Below are 17,682 nucleotides of genomic sequence, written 5' to 3'. Positions count from 1 at the left end.
ATTGATTGTTCCCTGTGGGAGCGAGCCTGCTCGCGAAGAGGGCGTGTCAGTCGACATCTTTGTTGCAGACACAGCGCTTTCGCGAGCAGGCTCGCTCCCACAATGGTTTTGTGGTGAGACAGAAAAATGATGTACAGCCTTGAAGACCTGCTCCACCTGATGTCCCGTCTGCGCGATCCGCAGTTCGGTTGTCCGTGGGACATCAAGCAAACCTACGCGACCATCGTCCCGCACACCCTCGAAGAAGCCTATGAAGTGGCCGATGCCATCGAGCGTGGCGATCTCGACCATTTGCAAGGCGAGCTGGGCGATCTGTTGTTTCAGGTGGTGTATTACAGCCAGTTGGCCAAGGAAGAAGGGCGGTTCGAATTTGCCGGGGTGATCGACAGCATCACGCGTAAACTGATCCGCCGTCATCCGCATGTGTTCCCGACGGGCGACCTGTACGCGCCGCTCGACGTGCCGCGCTTGAGCGAAGAGCAGGTCAAGCAGCGCTGGGAAGAGATCAAGGCCGAAGAGCGTGCCGAGAAAGCCTCGGCGCCCGAGCAGTTGTCCTTGCTCGACGACGTGCCGGCCACCTTGCCGGCACTGTCGCGCTCAGCCAAGTTGCAAAAACGCGCCGGGCAGGTCGGTTTCGACTGGCCGGACGCTTTGCCGGTGCTCGACAAGGTTCGCGAAGAGCTCGATGAAGTGCTCGAAGCCATGTCCGAAAACGATCCGGTGGCGGTGGCCGACGAGATCGGCGATCTGCTGTTTTCCGTGGTCAATCTGGCCCGGCATCTGAAGGTCGATCCGGAAACCGCCTTGCGCGGCGCCAACGGCAAGTTTGAAAGACGTTTCCGTTTCATCGAACAGGCATTGCGCGACACCCACCGTCCCATGGAAGATTGCACCCTCGAAGAGTTGGACGCCCTGTGGGGCGAAGCCAAACGCCAGGAAAAGAATGAGCCCAGCTGCGGCTGAGCCGTTGCCCAAGTGAGTAAGCATTGATGAGCCTTTCCCTTCGCGACCAGTTGCTCAAAGCAGGCCTGGTCAACCAAAAGCAGGCCAAGCAGGTCAGCAAAGACAAGCAGAAGCAACAGCGCCTGGCCCACAAAGGCCAGGCCGAGCTGGACGATTCGCAGCAGCGCGCCGCCCAGGAAGCCATGGCCGAGAAGGTCAAGCGCGACCAGGAACTGAACCGTCAGCAGCAGGAGAAGGCCGAGGCCAAGGCCCGCGCTGCGCAGGTCAAGCAGTTGATCGAAGTCTCGCGTCTGCCCAAGCTGACCACCGAGGACTACTACAACTTCGTCGACGACAAGAAGGTCAAGCGCATATCGGTCAACACGCTGATGCGCAACAAGCTCAGCAGCGGTTCGCTGGCGATCGTGCACCACAACGGCGGCTACGAAGTGATCCCCCGTGAAGCTGCGCTGAAGATCCAGGAGCGCGACCCGCAGCGCATCGTCCAGCTCAACGTGCAGACTGAAGAGGTCAACGCTGAGGACGATCCGTACGCGGCGTACCAGATCCCTGACGATCTGATGTGGTAAATCCACGGCTGTAACAACGACGAACCCCGCTCATGGCGGGGTTTGTCGTTTTCAAATGCTGTGTTGTTTCAGGCGGACTTCAGTTCTCTTTGCTGTTCCTGCACTTCCAGTTCAGCCTTGTAGTTGTGGGCATCGATCTCGTTGTGAAACATACCGACCAGCAAGTCTTGTTGATGCACATCCCAGATACGGATGCCGGCGGCCAGGCCTTCGTGGGACATGTGTGAATCGTCGCGTTCAGTTACTTTTACAGTCATCTGCTAGCTCCAGATCTCAAGTTACTGCACCAAGGCGTGTGCAGGACTCTGTTATAGGATTTGTTAGTCAGCTAAGTAAACTGCCAATTGGCGCAAGGTGTTGTTGCGAATTTCGCAACAAAGCTGCAGGCCGCGTAAACCGCGACATTCGGTCGCAGGGTAGTAAGTTTCATGACAGAAGTTTCATCTCCAGAACACCCTGAAACCCTGTGGGAGCTGGCTTGCCAGCGATGACGTCGGCACAGCAAACATCTCCGTTGCCTGACACTCCGCTATCGCTGGCAAGCCAGCTCCCACAGAGATCAGCGGTGTCCTAGCTAATTTTCAGGCAAAAAAAACGCCCCGAACCAGTCGGGGCGTTTTCAGGTGTGGCTCAGCAGCGGGGAATTACTTGCCTTCCCAGCGCTTCAGTACCAGCGTGGCGTTGGTGCCGCCGAAGCCGAAGCTGTTGCTCATCACGGTGTTGATGGTGGCGTTCTCGCGGGTCTTGGTCAGCACCGGCAGATCGGCCACTTCCGGGTCGAGCTCGTCGATGTTGGCGGAGCCGGCGATGAAGTTGCCTTCCATCATCAGCATGCAGTAGATCGCTTCGTGCACGCCGGCGGCGCCCAGGGAGTGACCGGACAGGCTCTTGGTCGAGCTGATCGCTGGAGCCTTGTCGCCGAACACTTCACGCACACCTTTCATTTCCGCAACGTCGCCGACCGGAGTCGAAGTGCCGTGGGTGTTCAGGTAGTCGATCGGGGTGTCGACGGTGGACAGCGCCTGCTGCATGCAGCGGATCGCGCCTTCGCCGCTTGGGGCAACCATGTCGTAGCCGTCGGACGTTGCGCCGTAGCCAACGATCTCGGCGTAGATCTTCGCGCCACGGGCCAGAGCGTGTTCCAGCTCTTCGACGACAACCATGCCGCCGCCGCCAGCGATGACGAAACCGTCGCGGTCCTTGTCGTAGGCGCGGGAAGCTTGTTCCGGGGTGTCGTTGCGCTTGCTGGACAGGGCGCCCATCGCGTCGAACAGGAACGACTGGCTCCAGTGCTCTTCTTCACCGCCACCGGCGAAGACGATGTCCTGCTTGCCCATCTGGATCTGTTCCATGGCGGTACCGATGCAGTGAGCACTGGTGGCGCAGGCAGAAGCGATGGAGTAGTTCAGGCCCTTGATCTTGAATGGCGTGGCCAGGCAAGCGGAAACGGTGCTGCTCATGGTCCGCGTTACACGGTATGGGCCAACGCGCTTCACGCCTTTCTCGCGGAGGATGTCCAGCGCTTCCATCTGGTTCAGCGTGGAAGCACCACCGGAACCAGCGATCAGGCCGGTGCGCGGGTTGGACACCTGCTCTTCGGTCAGGCCGGAGTCAGTGATGGCGTCTTTCATGGCCAGATAGGCGTAAGCCGCTGCATGACCGACGAAGCGATAGATCTTGCGATCGATCAGCTCTTCAAGGTTGAGGTCGATGGAGCCGGAAACCTGGCTACGCAGACCCATTTCAGCATATTCCGGGTTGAACCGGATGCCAGGGCGGCTTGCACGCAGGTTAGCGGAGACGGTCTCTTTGTCATTGCCCAGGCACGAAACGATGCCCAGACCAGTGATAACGACGCGGCGCATGCGAATAACCCTTAGAAGTTGTCAGTGGAGGTGAACACGCCGACGCGCAGGCCTTCGGCGGTGTAGATTTCGCGTCCGTCGACACTGACCGAACCATCGGCGATGGCCATGTTCAGCTTGCCCTTGAGGACGCGTTTGATATGAATGTTGTAAGTGACTTTCTTGGCGGTCGGCAGCACCTGACCGAAGAATTTCACCTCGCCCGAACCCAGCGCACGGCCGCGGCCCGGCAGGCCTTGCCAGCCCAGGAAAAAGCCGACCAGTTGCCACATGGCATCCAGACCCAGGCAGCCCGGCATTACCGGATCGCCTTCGAAATGGCAGGCGAAGAACCACAGGTCAGGGTTGATATCCAGCTCGGCGACCAATTCACCTTTGCCGTACTTGCCGCCTTCTTCGCTGATATGGGTGATGCGATCCACCATCAGCATGTTCGGGGCGGGCAGTTGCGCGTTACCTGGGCCGAACAGCTCACCGCGACTGCAGCGCAGCAGGTCTTCCCGAGTAAAGGCGTTTTGTTTGGTCATGCGAGCTCCTCAATAATCCCATGCGGCAGGTGGGGCAGATCTTCCCGACCGTTCAAGGCATTCATGCCTCGAACCGGCAGCCTACTCATAGACTATTGCGTTGTGGTGAAAGTCACAGCACCAAGGACATGAATGTACACTTGTGCACTGAAATTTTTAATCAAGCCCCTTTTGGGGCTCGTTCGGGTGCCTAAGACTGCCGCACTTTCGCTTTTCACGCCAGTCGCAGATGGTCGAAAGGCCCACACTACGACACCCAGCGCTGCAAAATCTGCTGCAGGTCATTGCGTTTGAACGGCTTGGCCAGGTAATCGTTCATCCCCGCTGCCAGACAGGTTTCGCGATCGCCCTGCAAGGCGTTGGCGGTCAGCGCGATGATCGGCACATCGCGGCGTCCGGGCAGGTCGCGGATCTGCCGTGTGGCCTCGTAGCCGTCGATGATCGGCAGCCGGCAGTCCATCAAAATCACTTCGAACTCGCTGCCCTCGGCACTGCGCACCGCCTGCGCGCCATCGGTCGCCACACTGACGGCAAAACCCAGACTGCGCAGCATCGCTTCGATCACGGTCTGGTTGACCGGGTTGTCTTCGACCAGCAACACATGGCGTCCTTCGCCCTGACCACTGCCGTTCGGCGCTCGCGGCGCGGCCAGCGCTGGCATTGCCTGCTTATATAGCGCCAATGGAATTTCCAGAGTGAATACCGAACCGCGTCCTTCCTCACTCTGCGCGCGCAACGTACCGCCCATGCGTTCGGCCAGGGTCCGTGCGATCGGCAGACCAAGACCGGTGCCACCGTAACGACGGGAGATCGAACTGTCGGCCTGCTGGAAGGCATTGAACATCAGCTCCAGACTTTCCGAAGAAATGCCGATGCCGCTGTCACGCACCGAGCAGGTGAACCACAGCAGTTCATGATCCAGCGATTGCCATTGCGCCTCTATGCTGACCCGGCCCTGCTCGGTGAACTTCAAGGCATTGCCAACCAGGTTGACCAGAATCTGCCGGATCCGCGTCGGATCGCCCTGCACCTGCAAGCCGCGCATGTCGTCGGGAATGCGCAGATTCAGTGCCAGGCCACGCTGCACCGCGCTGTGCTGGAACGATTGCGCGCAGGCGCCGATCAGCTCGGCGAGATTGAACGGGATGTGCTCCAGCTCCAGCTCCGAACGCTCGATTCGCGAGAAGTCGAGAATGTCATTGATGACCTTGAGCAAGTGCTCGGTCGACTCCGAAGCAAGCGCGGCGTATTCGACCTGCTCCTCGGTCATCTCGGTGGTTTCAAGCAACTGCAACATGCCCAGCACGCCGTTCATGGGCGTGCGCAGTTCATGGCTCATCATCGCCAGAAAATCCGATTTGGCGTTGTTGGCCTTTTCCGCCTCCTCGCGGGTCTGGATCAGTTGCGCCATCGCTTGCTGCTGTTCGCGACTGGCCTGCTCCAGCGCTTGGGCGAGGTTATTGATGTGCTGCGACAGCGCACCCAATTCAGTGTCATCTACAATCGGCAGCGGGGTTTTGTAATCGCCTTCCTGAATCGCCTTGACCGCATCGCCAATGTCACGGATCGGCTGCGACAGACTGCCGGCCAAACGACGGGCGACGACGAAGGTGAAGAGCAGGGCGAACAGCGCGAGAATCCCGGCCTTGAACAGGATCTCCTGCTGGCGCTGACTGAACGCATCGTTGGACAGGCCGACGATCACTCGCCCCAGATAATCCTCGCCGGCGGCGCTGTTGCTGACCTTGCCGTCCTGGAAGAAGTCGTTGTGCAAGGCGATCCGTTGCAGACGCACCGGGGCCTGGAACACTTCGACCTGGTGCGGGCGACTGTGGCTGTCGGCCGGTTGTTCGACATACACCAGAATCCGGTTGGCGCTGTCCTGCACTTCGAGAAAGCGCACGTTGGGCGTGGCGAGTGTCGCCTTGAGCAGGCTTTCCAGCACTTCGTTGTTGCCGGAGATCACTCCGTATTCCGTGGCCGGGGCGAGTTGGTTGGCGATCAGTTGGCCGGTGTGATTCAGCTCCTGACGCAAATCCTGGATGCGGACGAAGGTAAAGAAACTGATCAACAGCAGCGTCAGCAGCAGCGCCGGGCCGAGGCTGATCAGCTGCGTGCGGGTGTTGATGTCCCAACGGCGGCGAAAATTCATGGGCGGCGCTCTCCTTCGGCCAAGGCACTGGCGACAGATGCTTCATTCAACGGTTCGATGCCTAAGGAACGAGCCACCTGCGCATTACTTGAGACTTTGAAACGAGCGGGGTAAAGCGCTCGCGGCCAGGCGCTGGTGGGCTGATCGAGCAAATGGTCGAGGACCGCCAGCCAGTCGCTCTGGTCGCTGTAGGTACTGGCGAGGCTGCCAGCGCGAACGAATGCAATGTTGGGGCCGATCAGCGCAACCTGCCGCGAGTAGCTGCTGAGCAGGAGGTTTTTCGCCGTTTGCGAGTTGTACAGATCGGGGTCATCGAGGCCGAGCAAGACGTCGCTGCTTTTCAGCACCGCTTGCAGCGGACGGCTGTCGTGAATGTTGTCCCAGCGCTGACTGACAATCTCCAGGTTCAATGGCCGCGCAGCCACGCGCAGTTCGTCGAGCAGGAACTCGCCGTGCTCATCGAACAGCACACCGACCCGCCGGGCCTGCGGCAAGATTCGCCGGATCAGTTGCAATTGCCGGCTCAGCGGCGGGTCGCTCCAGAGCAGACTCAGGCGCGCCGGTTGGGCATCGGCGAAACGCTGGCGCGCCTGCAAGCGGCTGATGCGCAACACCAGCGTCGATGGGCCTTGTGAGTCTTGCAGACGCCAGTCGAGGCTGGGCAGGTCGAGCAGAATCAAGCGCAGACTGGCCGGTAATTTGCCCGGTGCCGGCAAACTGGCCAGCGGCTGGAACCGCACATTGTCGGTCGGGCGCAGTTCACTCAGTGCTTGTACGAAAGCCTGCACGCCGGGGCTTTCCTCGGCGCCGGTCAACAAAATATCCGCCGCTTGCACCGCGACCCCGTGCAGCCACGCGGTCAAGAACAGGCAGAGCCCCGCCAGCCAGTGGCCAAGGGTTGGCGTCTTCCGTGACGGGCCGTTGCGCATCCTAGAACTCCAGCTCGGCACTGAAATACATTACCCGGCGTTCATCGTAATTATTGTCGACGAAGGTATTCGGCTGATGATCGAGGCGCTGTTGCAGCACGCCGGCCAATTGCAGCTGAGCTTTGCCAATGGCGATGCGTTTGGCGATGCGCGTGTCGACGCGTTCGAAGCGATAGCCGTTGAGCGCGTTGTCACCGTAATAGAAGAGGGCGCTGTTCCAGCCATGCCCCCAGTTGCGCAGCCAACCGGCGGAACCGCTGTTGCGCGAGGTCAACTGCTGATCCAGCGGATTGCTCGCCTCGGCGTCGACGAAGGCGTAGGTCAAACGCAAACGGTCGGCGCTATTGAGGCGCCAGTCGAGTTGCGTTTCGGTGCCGCGAAAGCGCGAGCTGTTGGCATTGCTGGCGATGTACTGATTGTTGCGCAGCGGCTCGCTGATCATCCCAGTGATTTCGTCGTAGAACAGCTTCACGTCGACGGCCAGTCCGAGCTCGGCGAAGTAGCCGTTGTAGCCCAATTCCCGCGAGCGCATGTGTTCCTGATCGAGATCGCCGGGGCCACGGGTCTTGACGAAATACCGCGCCGACGACTGGCCATAGGCCGAGGGTCGCAGGTTGCTGACCTGATAGCTCCAGTTGACGTTGTTTTCGAACATGTCCGGCGAACGGATCGCCTCCGAGTACACCGCGCGCAGGCCGTGACGCGGGTTGATCAGGTAGTTGACCGCGAAGCGCGGGGTCAGCGAACTGCCGATCAGTTGCGTGTCTTCGAACATCGCCCCGCCCTGCACCAGCCAGTGCTCGGTAGCGCGCCATTCCAGTTGGCCGAAGGCGCGCCAGGTGGTGTCGTCGAGGGTGCCGTTGAAGTAGGTTTCGGAGTCGGCGCGGTCGTAGCGGTAATTCAGGCCGCTGACCAGACGCAGGCTGTCTGCCAGGCTGAGGGTGTCCTGCAGTTCGAGGTCGTAACGCGACTCGCGGGCGCTCTGGTCGATATCGCCGCACAAGGTCTGGCTGGCGCCGTTGCGCCATTGCTCGAGCACTTGATTGGCCAGCGCCATTTCCTGCGGCGTGCCGGGCGCCGCGCCGGGGCCGGTGAACCGGGTGATGTTGCGCGCCAGCCGTTCGGTGTAATTCGGGTTGAGCTGCCACAGCTGCGTCAGTTCAGGGCTGAACGACACTTCGGCATCGCAGGCGCGCCAGACCTGCTGGCGATCCCAGTGCTGCGCCGAACCTTGCACATAAAGGCTGTGTTCGGGATTGATGTCGAGGTTCCAGCGCACCGAACCGGCGTAATCCTTGGCCACCACGTCGGAATTGTTCCCGGCGTCGGTAATCCCCGAGAACACCGGGCGGTAGGTATAAGGCCGCTGATTGCTGCCGTCTTTGGCGTTGAGCTGCCAGTCGAGGCTTTGATCTTCATTGAGATCATGGCTGACCGCCAAGCTCAGACGGTTCAAGCGCCGACTGTCGCGATAATCGGCGCCGTTGCGGTCGCTGTCGAAACCGTCGTCTTCCTGGCCGGACAGCGACAAGCGCAGATCGCCGCCATCCCAACCGGTGCCCTGGCTGGCATAAAAGTCGTTGATGCCACGCTGGCCACGGGTGATCTTCAGGCGCGTGCCGTGGCTGTCGGCCGGGTGGCGAGTGATGATGTTGATCACCGCCATCAATGCGTTGGCGCCGTAGCTGACAGTGTTCGGACCGCGAAACACCTCGATCCGCTCGATATCTTCCATCGCGACCGGAATATCGCTCCAGTCCACCGTCGCCAGCCCGGCGCGATACACCGAACGGCCATCGATCAACACCTGCATGCGCCGTGCTTCGCTGGCGTTGGTGCCGTGGTAATTCACCGCCGGCTGATTGCCGTTGATGCTGCCAACCATCATCCCCGGTACCAGTCGCAGCAATTCGCTGATGTCGCGGGCGCCGCTGGCGCTGATCAATTCGCTGTCGAGAACGGTCATGCTCCCCGGTACTTCGGCCGGGGTCTGCTTCAGGCGCGTGGCCGTAAGCACCGGCGGCAGCGTCTGGCTGTCGACGAACAGATCGTCCGCCAGCACCAGCGGGCTGAACATCAGCGCGAGTAACAGGGGCGAGCGCGGGGAAGGAGGGCCAGAAAACACGACACAGCCTGCAGAGAGAAGAATTGGCGCGCATGTTAACCGAGGGCTGCGGCTTTTCCAGTGACGTTGCAGGCATTTTCCTAGGTTTTATTGGTCTTCTTCCTACAAATGTCGGTAATTGTTGCTGGGGCTGGCCGCCACCGGGTCGCCCCGTATAATGCCCGGCATCGCCACTGGTATGGATTAACGGATTGCATATGACTGAACAGCGCCCGATTGCGGTCCTGGGAGGCGGAAGTTTTGGTACCGCCGTGGCCAATCTGCTGGCCGAGAACGGCCATCAAGTCCTTCAGTGGATGCGTGACCCCGAGCAGGCCGAGGCCATCCGGGTCAACCGCGAAAACCCGCGTTACCTCAAAGGCATCAAGATTCTCCCGGGGGTGACCGCTGTCACCGACCTGCAGGCCACTCTCGATGCCTGCGATCTGTGCTTTGTCGCGCTGCCATCCAGCGCCTTGCGCACGGTACTCGCCGCCCACGCCGAGCGCTTGAGCGGCAAGATGCTGGTCAGCCTGACCAAAGGCATCGAAGCGCAGACCTTCAAGCTGATGAGCCAGATTCTCGAAGAGATCGCCCCGCAGGCGCGGATCGGCGTGTTGTCCGGGCCGAACCTGGCGCGGGAAATCGCCGAGCACGCGCTGACCGCCACGGTGGTCGCCAGCGAAGACGAAGAACTGTGCAAAGCGGTGCAAGCCGCCCTGCACGGGCGCACCTTCCGCGTTTACGCCAGCGCCGACCGTTTCGGTGTCGAGCTGGGCGGTGCGTTGAAAAACGTTTACGCGATCATCGCCGGCATGGCGGTGGCGCTGGAGATGGGCGAGAACACCAAGAGCATGCTGATCACTCGCGCCTTGGCGGAGATGACCCGCTTCGCCGTGAATCAGGGCGCCAACCCGATGACCTTCCTTGGTCTGGCCGGGGTTGGCGATCTGATCGTCACCTGTTCATCGCCCAAGAGCCGCAACTACCAGGTCGGCTTCGCCCTCGGTCAGGGTTTGAGCCTCGACGAAGCGGTGTCGCGTCTTGGCGAGGTTGCCGAAGGGGTCAACACCCTCAAAGTGCTCAAGGCCAAGTCCCAGGAAGTCGGCGTGTACATGCCGCTGGTCGCCGGGCTGCACGCGATCCTGTTCGAAGGACGCACGCTGGAGCAGGTGATCGGTCTACTGATGCGTGCCGAGCCGAAAACCGACGTCGACTTTATTTCCACCAGCGGTTTCAACTGATTCAGCTGTTACACGGACAGGAAGCAAGCCATGAGCGATCCGAAAAGCGAAACCCAGTACGAATCCATCCTCCTGCGGGTGTTGTGGATGATCGTTTATCTGCTGGTCTGGCAAGTCGCGCAATTCATCCTCGGCGCGGTGGTATTGGTGCAACTGATCTACCGCCTGATCTACGGCGCACCGAGCGCCAGCCTGATGAATTTTGGCGACAGCCTCAGCCAGTTCCTCGCGCAGATTGGCCGCTTCGGCACGTTTCACAGTGACCAGAAGCCCTGGCCGTTCGCCGACTGGCCGGCGCCGCGCACCCCGGAAGGTGAAGCGCCGCACACCGTCGCCCCGGCCGCGCATCCGGTGCGCGATGAGGAGCCCAAACTATGAAACTGTGGGTATTGCGTCATGGTGAGGCGGTGCCTCACTCGAAGATCGATTCCGAGCGCGAGTTGACCGAGCATGGTCGTAAAGAAGTCCTGAGCAGCGCCGCGCATCTCATGGGCCAGCCGCTGACGGCGATCTACGCCAGCCCTTATCTGCGCGCGCAGCAAACCGCGCAGATAGTGCGCGACGCATTGGGTTTCGAGCCGGAGATTCGCACGGTCGAGTGGCTGACGCCGGATAGCGATCCGGACAAGGTCGCCGAGCAATTGGTGTCCGTCAGTAATGTTTTGCTGGTCAGCCACAACCCATTGGTGGGCAACCTGCTCAGCTATCTGCAGCACGGCGCCGGACATCCGCCGGAGCGGGTCAGTACGGCGGGGCTGGCGGAGCTTGAGCACAGCGAGCTGCTGATTGGCTCGATGAAGCTCAATAGCCTCAAGCACCCTTAACGCCATATCCCTGTGGGAGCGAGCCTGCTCGCGAAGGCGGCGTGTCATTCACCCTTTTTTGGGGCTGACATACTGCATTCGCGAGCAGGCTCGCTCCCACATTGATTTCTGCCAACCCATGAAATTATTTGTTTGAAAATTCCAACCAAGCACTTGCTTGGTTGACTACGCTTGCTCCAGACCAAAAAAACAGGAGCGAGTCGCATGTCTGCCGCCTTCCGTTTGCCGCTGGACGTGTTCTACGAACGGGAAGCCCGGCACCCGCGCCAGCGCTTTCTTGTGCAGCCCATCGGCGGCGGTCAGGTCGAGACGCTGACGTGGGCCGATGTCGGCCATCAGGCCCGCTGCGCCGCGCACTGGTTACGGGCGCGAGAGTTGCCGCCCGGCAGCCATATCGCCCTGATCTCAAAAAATTGCGCGCACTGGATCATTGCCGATCTGGCGATCTGGATGGCCGGGCATGTGTCCGTGCCGCTGTACCCCAATCTCACCGCTGAATCCGTTGCGCAGGTGCTGACTCATTCGGAAAGTGCGCTGGCGTTCATCGGTAAGCTCGATGACTGGGCAGGCATGGCGCAAGGCGTGCCGACGGGTTTACCGACCATCAGCCTGCCACTGCATCCGCCGGGCGAGTTCGATTACAGCTGGGCGGATCTGCAGAGCTGTTCGCCAATCCAGGACGATCCACGTCCCGCCGCCGAGCAATTGGCGACGATCATTTACACCTCCGGCACCACCGGCCTGCCCAAAGGCGTGATGCACAGTTTCGCCAATCTCGGTTTCGCTACCAGTCGCGGCACGCAGTTGTTCGGGCTCAACGAGAACGATCGGCTGCTGTCGTATCTGCCGCTGTGCCACGTCGCCGAGCGCATGTTTGTCGAATTGGCCTCGATCTATACCGGCCAGACAGTGTTCTTCGCCGAAAGCCTCGAGACTTTCATCACCGATCTGCAGCGCGCGCGGCCGACGGCAATGTTTGGCGTGCCGCGTATCTGGACCAAATTCCAGATGGGTGTGTACAGCAAGATCCCGGCGCAGCGTCTGGATTTCCTTCTCGGGCTGCCCTTCATTGGCAAGCGGGTCGGCCACAAAGTGCTGGCCGGGCTCGGCCTGGATGCCTTGCGCGTGGCGTTGTCCGGTGCCGCGCCGGTACCGCAGACCTTGCTCGCCTGGTATCAGAAACTCGGCCTCGATGTGCTGGAGGTGTACGGCATGACCGAGGGCTGCGGCTATTCGCATATCTGTCTGCCGGGGCGATACAAACAGGGCTGGATCGGCCAGCCGTGCCCGGAAGTCGAGGTGCGCATCGATGAGTCCGGCGAAGTGCAGGTGCGCAGCCAGGCCAACATGCTCGGCTATTTCAAGGAACCGCAGAAAACTGCCGAGACGCTGACTGCCGACGGCTTTCTGCGCACCGGCGACAAGGGCGAGCAGGACAGCGAAGGGCGCCTGCGCCTGACCGGGCGACTCAAGGAAATCTTCAAGACCAGCAAGGGCAAATACGTCGCGCCGGCGCCGATCGAAAACCGTCTGGCCGTGCATTCACGCATCGAACAAGTATGCGTGGTGGGCGATGGCCTGAGTGCACCGCTGGGGTTGTGCGTGCTGTCGGCGGTCAATCAGCAAGAGCCTCGTGCCAGCCTGCACGCGAGCCTGGAAAAATTGCTGCAGGAGGTCAACGCCGCCCTCGACAAGCACGAACGCCTGCACCGACTGGTAGTGGTCAAGGACAGTTGGGCGGTGGACAACGGCTTCCTCACGCCGACCCTGAAAATCAAACGCAACGTCATCGAAGACCGCTACGGCGCGCGTTTCGAAGAATGGAGCGCGCGCAGCGAGGCGGTGCTGTGGCAGGATTAAGCGTCGACTACAACAACAAAGGAAGTCTGCGATGAGCTTGTGGCGTACTACTCCCGACATCGAACAGCTGAATGCGATCCAGAAAAACACCATTGGCGAAGTGCTGGATATTCGCTTCGAAGCCTTCGACGAACAGTCGCTGACCGCGAGCATGGTCATCGACCATCGCACCCACCAGCCTTACGGTCTGCTGCATGGCGGCGCATCGGTGGTGCTGGCGGAAACCGTCGGCTCGATGGCCAGTTATCTGTGCATCGATGCCAGCAAATTCTATTGCGTCGGCCTGGAGATCAACGCCAACCACTTGCGCGGCTTGCGTAGCGGAAGGGTGACGGCGGTGGCCACGCCAATTCATATCGGCCGCACCACGCATGTCTGGGACATCCGTTTGACCAGCGACGAAGGCAAGGCCAGTTGCGTGTCGCGCCTGACCATGGCGGTGGTGCCGCTGGGGGAACAGCCGCCGCTGCGTTGACAGGTTGTAGATCAAAAGATCGCAGCCTTCGGTGTTGTGGTCTTTTGCTTGCGAAGCGTCTCCACCACCATTTCTGGCAGTTATGGTCATTGCTGCGGCGCCGGCTCTTGCGGACAATCAACGCCACGTTTCCCGCCCATGGATTTCCCCGCATGTCGCAACCGATTTTTTTCGCCCACGCCAACGGTTTCCCCTCGGGGACCTATGGCAAGTTGTTCGCGGCGCTGGCGCCGGAGTATCGGGTCGCGCATCTGGAGCAGCATGCCCATGACCCGCGTTTTCCGGCGGACGACAACTGGTACAACCTCGTCGACGAACTGATCCATCACCTGGAGCAGCAAGAGCAGCCGGTGTGGGGCGTCGGCCATTCCTTTGGCGGTCTGCTGCACCTGCATGCGGCGTTGCGTTGTCCCGAGCTGTATCGCGGCGTGGTCATGCTCGACTCGCCGGTGCTGACCCGCACCGATCAGTGGGTGATTCGCGCGGCCAAGCGCTTTGGTTTCATCGACCGGCTGACTCCCGCCGGGCGCACCCTCGGGCGCCGTGAAGAATTCGCCGATCTCGACAGCGCGCGCAGTTACTTTTCCGGCAAAACCCTGTTTCGCGGCTTCGATCCGGAATGCTTCGATGCCTACCTGCAACATGGTTTGCATCAGGTGGACGACAAGCTGCGCCTGCGTTTTGACCCGGCTACCGAAATCAGCATTTATCGCGGCGTGCCGCACACCAGTCCCGGGCGCACCCGGCAGTTGCAGGTGCCACTGGCCATCGTGCGGGGGCACAAGAGCCGCGTGGTCATGCGCCATCACACACGTTTCGTCTCGCGCCTGCCCCAGGGCGAGGCGCTGAGCATGCCTGGCGGGCACATGTTCCCGCTGGAGCGCCCGCAGGACACGGCGCGGCTGCTCAAGAATCTGTTCATGCGCTGGCAGCAGCGGCAGAACAAGGATTGCGCATGAGCCCGACCTGCGAAGAAGTGCGCCTGAACCTGCCGCACATCGAATTGGCCGCGCATATGTTCGGCCCCGAGGACGGCCTGCCGGTGATCGCGTTGCACGGCTGGCTCGACAACGCCAATAGCTTCGCGCGACTGGCGCCCAAGCTTGATGGCTTGCGCATCGTCGCGCTGGACATGGCCGGCCACGGTCATTCCGCTCATCGACCAAACGGCGCCGGTTATGCGCTGTGGGACTACGCCCATGATGTGTTGCAAGTCGCTGAACAACTGGGCTGGAAGCGTTTCGGCCTGCTCGGGCATTCGATGGGCGCGATTGTCTCGATGGTGCTGGCCGGTTCGCTGCCCGAGCGCATCAGCCATCTGGCGCTGATCGACGGTGTGATTCCTCCGACAGACAAGGGCGAAAACGCTGCCGAACGCATGGGCATGGCCCTGCAGGCGCAACTTGATCTGCGGGAAAAGCGCAAACCGGTCTACACCACCCTCGAGCGTGCCATCGAGGCGCGGATGAAAGGCCTGGTGGCGGTCAGTCGCGAAGCCGCTGAACTGTTGGCCCAGCGCGGGTTGATGCCGGTGCCCGGCGGTTACACCTGGCGCACCGACAATCGCCTGACTCTGCCATCGCCGCTGCGCCTTACTGAAGAACAGGCGATGGCGTTTGCCTCGCGCGTCAGTTGCCCGGCGCGTCTGGTGGTCGCGGCGGATGGCATGCTGGCCAGGCATCCTGAGTTGCTGGAGCGTCTACCCTTCAGCCACGAACAGTTGCCGGGCGGGCATCATTTGCACCTGAATGACGAGGCTGGCGCAGGTCTTGTAGCAGACTGTTTCAATCGCTTCTTCGCCATGCCTTGACTTGCAGCGGGCAACTGTCGAGGCTGGGCGGGTTGAAATGGGAGACAAACTCGATGGATTTCTATACCGCTGCGACCCCGACCCGCCCAGCCATGACCGTCCGGTGAGGCTGACTATGCGGTCACTCAGTCTCTTCGCGCTGTGCTGCTTCAGCTCCTTGTCCTTCGCTGCCGATGTGCCGGGCAGCCAGGATCTGCAAATCGTGCCGCGTCTGGCCGACGCGCAGATCGTCGACTATCGCCCGGCGGCCGAGCTGGAGCGCATCTACCCGCTGGGCTCGATCCGCAAGATCAGCGGCCAGTTGCGGTTCGACGGTCAGGTCACCGCCCGCGGCCAGACTACCTCGGTGACCTACGAGTTGCCGCCGGAACATTCCGCCACCGAAGCCTTTACTGCCGCCCGCGAAGCCCTGCAACAGCAGGATGCCGAATTGCTGTTCTGGTGCCAGGCCCGCGATTGCGGCGAAAGCAGCCTGTGGGCCAACGAGGTCTTCGGCAACGCCAAGCTGTATGGCTCTGACGAGCAACAGGCTTATCTGTTGTTGAGGCTGGCGGCGCCAAAGGACAACACGCTGGTGGCGCTCTACAGCATCACTCGCGGCAATCGCAAAGCCTATCTGCATGTCGAGCAATTCGAGGCTGCGGCGCCCTTGGGCGAATTGCTGCCGACCTCGGCGACCCTGCTGCGTCAGTTGAAAAGCACCGGCGAGCTGGATTTTCCGAAACTGGTCGATGAACCGGATGCCACCTGGCTGCGCCTGATTTCCCGTGGTCTGAATCTCGACACGACCTTGCGGGTTACGGTTTCCGGGCCCAAGGCCGAAGCCTGGCGCCAGGCGTTGATCACTCAGGGGGTGCGGGCGGCCCGGATGGAAACCGGCAATCTCGAAGGCTCTGGCCTGCGCATCGACTTGTTGCGATAAGCTGTGCCGGGCGAGCACGCACGCAGTGTTCGCCTACTCTTTCGCTGACTGACTTTGCCGGGACTTCCCATGCTCAATAACGATCGCCTGCTGGTGCAGATTCTGCTGCTGGTGTTGTTTGGTGCCAGCCTTTGGGTGATGGCGCCGTTCTGGTCGGCGCTGTTCTGGGGCGCGGTGCTGGCGTTTGCCAGTTGGCCGCTGATGCGTTTGCTCACGCGCTGGCTCAATGGCCGCGAATCGCTGGCCGCGTTGATCCTGACACTGGGCTGGATGTTGCTGGTGGCGGCGCCACTGGTGTGGCTGGGTTTCAACCTCGCCGATCATGTGCGCGATGCCACGGCATTCATCAAGGATGTGCAGGTCGACGGTTTGCCGGAAGCACCGACCTGGCTTGGCAGCGTGCCTTTGGTTGGTGAGCGGCTGGTGTCGATGTGGGATAGCATCGATCAACAGGGCGCGGCGTTGATGGTCTCGATCAAGCCGTATCTGGGGCAGGTCGGCAACTGGTTGCTGGCACGCAGCGCGCAGATCGGCGGGGGGATTCTCGAGCTGACGCTGAGTCTGGTGTTCGTGTTCTTTTTCTACCGTGACGGGCCGCGACTGGCGGCGTTTGTGCACAGTCTGCTGCAGCGCTTGATTGGTGATCGTGCTGGCTATTACATCGAACTTGTCGCCGGTACGGTGCAGCGGGTGGTCAACGGTGTGATTGGTACAGCGGCGGCGCAGGCAGTGCTGGCGTTGATCGGCTTTTTCATTGCCGGGGTTCCCGGGGCGCTGGTGCTGGGGATCGTCACGTTTCTGCTGAGTCTGATTCCGATGGGGCCACCGCTGGTGTGGGTGCCGGCCACGGCGTGGTTGGCGTGGAAGGGCGAGTACGGGATGGCGGTGTTTCTCGGGATCTGGGGGACGTTCATCATCAGTGGCGTGGACAACGTGCTCAAGCCGTATCTGATCAGCCGTGGCGGTAATCTGCCGTTGGTGATTGTGTTGCTCGGGGTGTTTGGCGGGTTGATTGCGTTTGGCTTTATCGGGTTGTTTATTGGGCCTACGTTGTTGGCTGTGGCTTATAGTCTTTTGACGGATTGGAGTAAGAGTCAGGCTCGGGTCTAGGGGGGGGGCTTGGCGGCCTTTGGGCCGACCATGCTTGGGTTTGTTTGGTGTGAATATCCGAATGTTTCGCTGCGGCGGCTGGCGGTTCCGCCCTTACGGCGGGTCACCTTTTTCAAACGCCAAAAAGGTAACCCAAAAGGCTTGCTCCTGCGTTCGGCCCTCGCAGGCTCGGGTTCCTTCGCTGCGGGATCGATCTGGGCGCAGCGGCTCCGGTTTGCTTCGCTGCACCTACACTCGCTGTGTACGACTGCGTCGTACGGTCGCTGCGCTCCCACGCCCGGATCAATCCCTCCGCTCAGCCTTCCGACGTCGCCGGTGGATCAAGATC

General features: G+C 61.1%; 17 protein-coding genes. 11 read left to right on the top strand and 6 right to left on the bottom strand.

Going from position 1 to position 17,682, the window contains the following annotated elements; genetic code table 11:
- The first annotated feature begins 129 nt into the window (after positions 1-129).
- Positions 130-963, top strand: coding sequence for a nucleoside triphosphate pyrophosphohydrolase (gene mazG / locus AB4N85_RS14535; protein ID WP_024013963.1), 834 nt, complete (start codon positions 130-132; stop codon positions 961-963).
- Between the two features lie 26 nt (positions 964-989).
- The gene (locus AB4N85_RS14530) at positions 990-1,532 is read left to right on the top strand and encodes a DUF2058 domain-containing protein (protein ID WP_016773645.1); all 543 of its coding nucleotides are present in this window, start codon (positions 990-992) and stop codon (positions 1,530-1,532) included.
- 68 nt (positions 1,533-1,600) lie between these two features.
- Here the strand turns inward: AB4N85_RS14530 and AB4N85_RS14525 are convergent, their stop codons facing one another.
- The 6 genes from AB4N85_RS14525 to AB4N85_RS14500 form a co-directional block, all read right to left on the bottom strand.
- A complete protein-coding gene (locus AB4N85_RS14525) occupies positions 1,601-1,789 on the bottom strand; it encodes a hypothetical protein (protein ID WP_016773646.1) in 189 nt (62 codons plus the stop codon).
- A 387-nt stretch (positions 1,790-2,176) separates the two neighbouring features.
- Positions 2,177-3,397, bottom strand: a complete 1,221-nt coding sequence (gene fabB, locus AB4N85_RS14520; protein WP_016773647.1) for a beta-ketoacyl-ACP synthase I — start codon at positions 3,395-3,397, stop codon at positions 2,177-2,179.
- A gap of 11 nt (positions 3,398-3,408) precedes the next feature.
- Positions 3,409-3,924, bottom strand: a complete 516-nt coding sequence (gene fabA, locus AB4N85_RS14515; RefSeq protein ID WP_024013962.1) for a 3-hydroxyacyl-[acyl-carrier-protein] dehydratase FabA — start codon at positions 3,922-3,924, stop codon at positions 3,409-3,411.
- Between the two features lie 247 nt (positions 3,925-4,171).
- Positions 4,172-6,076: an ATP-binding protein gene (locus tag AB4N85_RS14510; RefSeq protein WP_056788141.1), complete on the bottom strand. Its 1,905-nt coding sequence runs from the start codon at positions 6,074-6,076 to the stop codon at positions 4,172-4,174.
- Positions 6,073-7,005 (bottom strand): ABC transporter substrate-binding protein, encoded by a 933-nt coding sequence (locus AB4N85_RS14505; protein WP_150637594.1) that lies wholly within the window; start codon positions 7,003-7,005, stop codon positions 6,073-6,075. Before AB4N85_RS14505 ends, AB4N85_RS14510 begins: the two co-directional genes overlap by 4 nt.
- Position 7,006: 1 nt before the next feature.
- Positions 7,007-9,082, bottom strand: coding sequence for a TonB-dependent receptor plug domain-containing protein (locus AB4N85_RS14500; protein WP_150743513.1), 2,076 nt, complete (start codon positions 9,080-9,082; stop codon positions 7,007-7,009).
- Between the two features lie 245 nt (positions 9,083-9,327).
- Between AB4N85_RS14500 and AB4N85_RS14495 the strand changes: the two genes are divergently transcribed.
- From AB4N85_RS14495 to AB4N85_RS14455, 9 genes are all read left to right on the top strand, one after another.
- Complete coding sequence (locus AB4N85_RS14495; RefSeq protein WP_024013958.1) at positions 9,328-10,353, top strand: NAD(P)H-dependent glycerol-3-phosphate dehydrogenase; 1,026 nt, start codon at positions 9,328-9,330, stop codon at positions 10,351-10,353.
- 30 nt (positions 10,354-10,383) lie between these two features.
- Positions 10,384-10,731 carry a DUF4389 domain-containing protein gene (locus tag AB4N85_RS14490; RefSeq protein ID WP_041479590.1) on the top strand — a complete coding sequence of 116 codons (348 nt, stop codon included), beginning with the start codon at positions 10,384-10,386 and terminating at the stop codon, positions 10,729-10,731.
- Positions 10,728-11,177: a phosphohistidine phosphatase SixA gene (gene sixA, locus AB4N85_RS14485; RefSeq protein WP_150637596.1), complete on the top strand. Its 450-nt coding sequence runs from the start codon at positions 10,728-10,730 to the stop codon at positions 11,175-11,177. Before AB4N85_RS14490 ends, sixA begins: the two co-directional genes overlap by 4 nt.
- A gap of 204 nt (positions 11,178-11,381) precedes the next feature.
- Entirely contained in the window at positions 11,382-13,037 is a 1,656-nt protein-coding gene (locus AB4N85_RS14480) for an AMP-binding protein (protein WP_423664912.1), read from the top strand.
- A gap of 31 nt (positions 13,038-13,068) precedes the next feature.
- Positions 13,069-13,512: a hotdog fold thioesterase gene (locus AB4N85_RS14475; RefSeq protein ID WP_016773655.1), complete on the top strand. Its 444-nt coding sequence runs from the start codon at positions 13,069-13,071 to the stop codon at positions 13,510-13,512.
- A gap of 152 nt (positions 13,513-13,664) precedes the next feature.
- The gene (locus AB4N85_RS14470) at positions 13,665-14,471 is read left to right on the top strand and encodes an alpha/beta fold hydrolase (RefSeq protein WP_095181597.1); all 807 of its coding nucleotides are present in this window, start codon (positions 13,665-13,667) and stop codon (positions 14,469-14,471) included.
- Positions 14,468-15,322: an alpha/beta hydrolase gene (locus tag AB4N85_RS14465; protein WP_460064820.1), complete on the top strand. Its 855-nt coding sequence runs from the start codon at positions 14,468-14,470 to the stop codon at positions 15,320-15,322. The genes AB4N85_RS14470 and AB4N85_RS14465 overlap by 4 nt, the downstream gene beginning before the upstream one ends.
- Before the next feature lie 115 nt (positions 15,323-15,437).
- Positions 15,438-16,244: a DUF4892 domain-containing protein gene (locus tag AB4N85_RS14460; protein WP_460064818.1), complete on the top strand. Its 807-nt coding sequence runs from the start codon at positions 15,438-15,440 to the stop codon at positions 16,242-16,244.
- A gap of 69 nt (positions 16,245-16,313) precedes the next feature.
- On the top strand, positions 16,314-17,354 hold the full coding sequence (locus tag AB4N85_RS14455) for an AI-2E family transporter (protein WP_041479597.1): 1,041 nt from the start codon (positions 16,314-16,316) through the stop codon (positions 17,352-17,354).
- Positions 17,355-17,682 lie beyond the last annotated feature (328 nt).

This window comes from Pseudomonas sp. H1_G08 (genome assembly GCF_054681355.1).
Note: the sequence above shows the minus strand (reverse complement) of the source record. Positions and strands in the feature narration are given on the sequence as shown.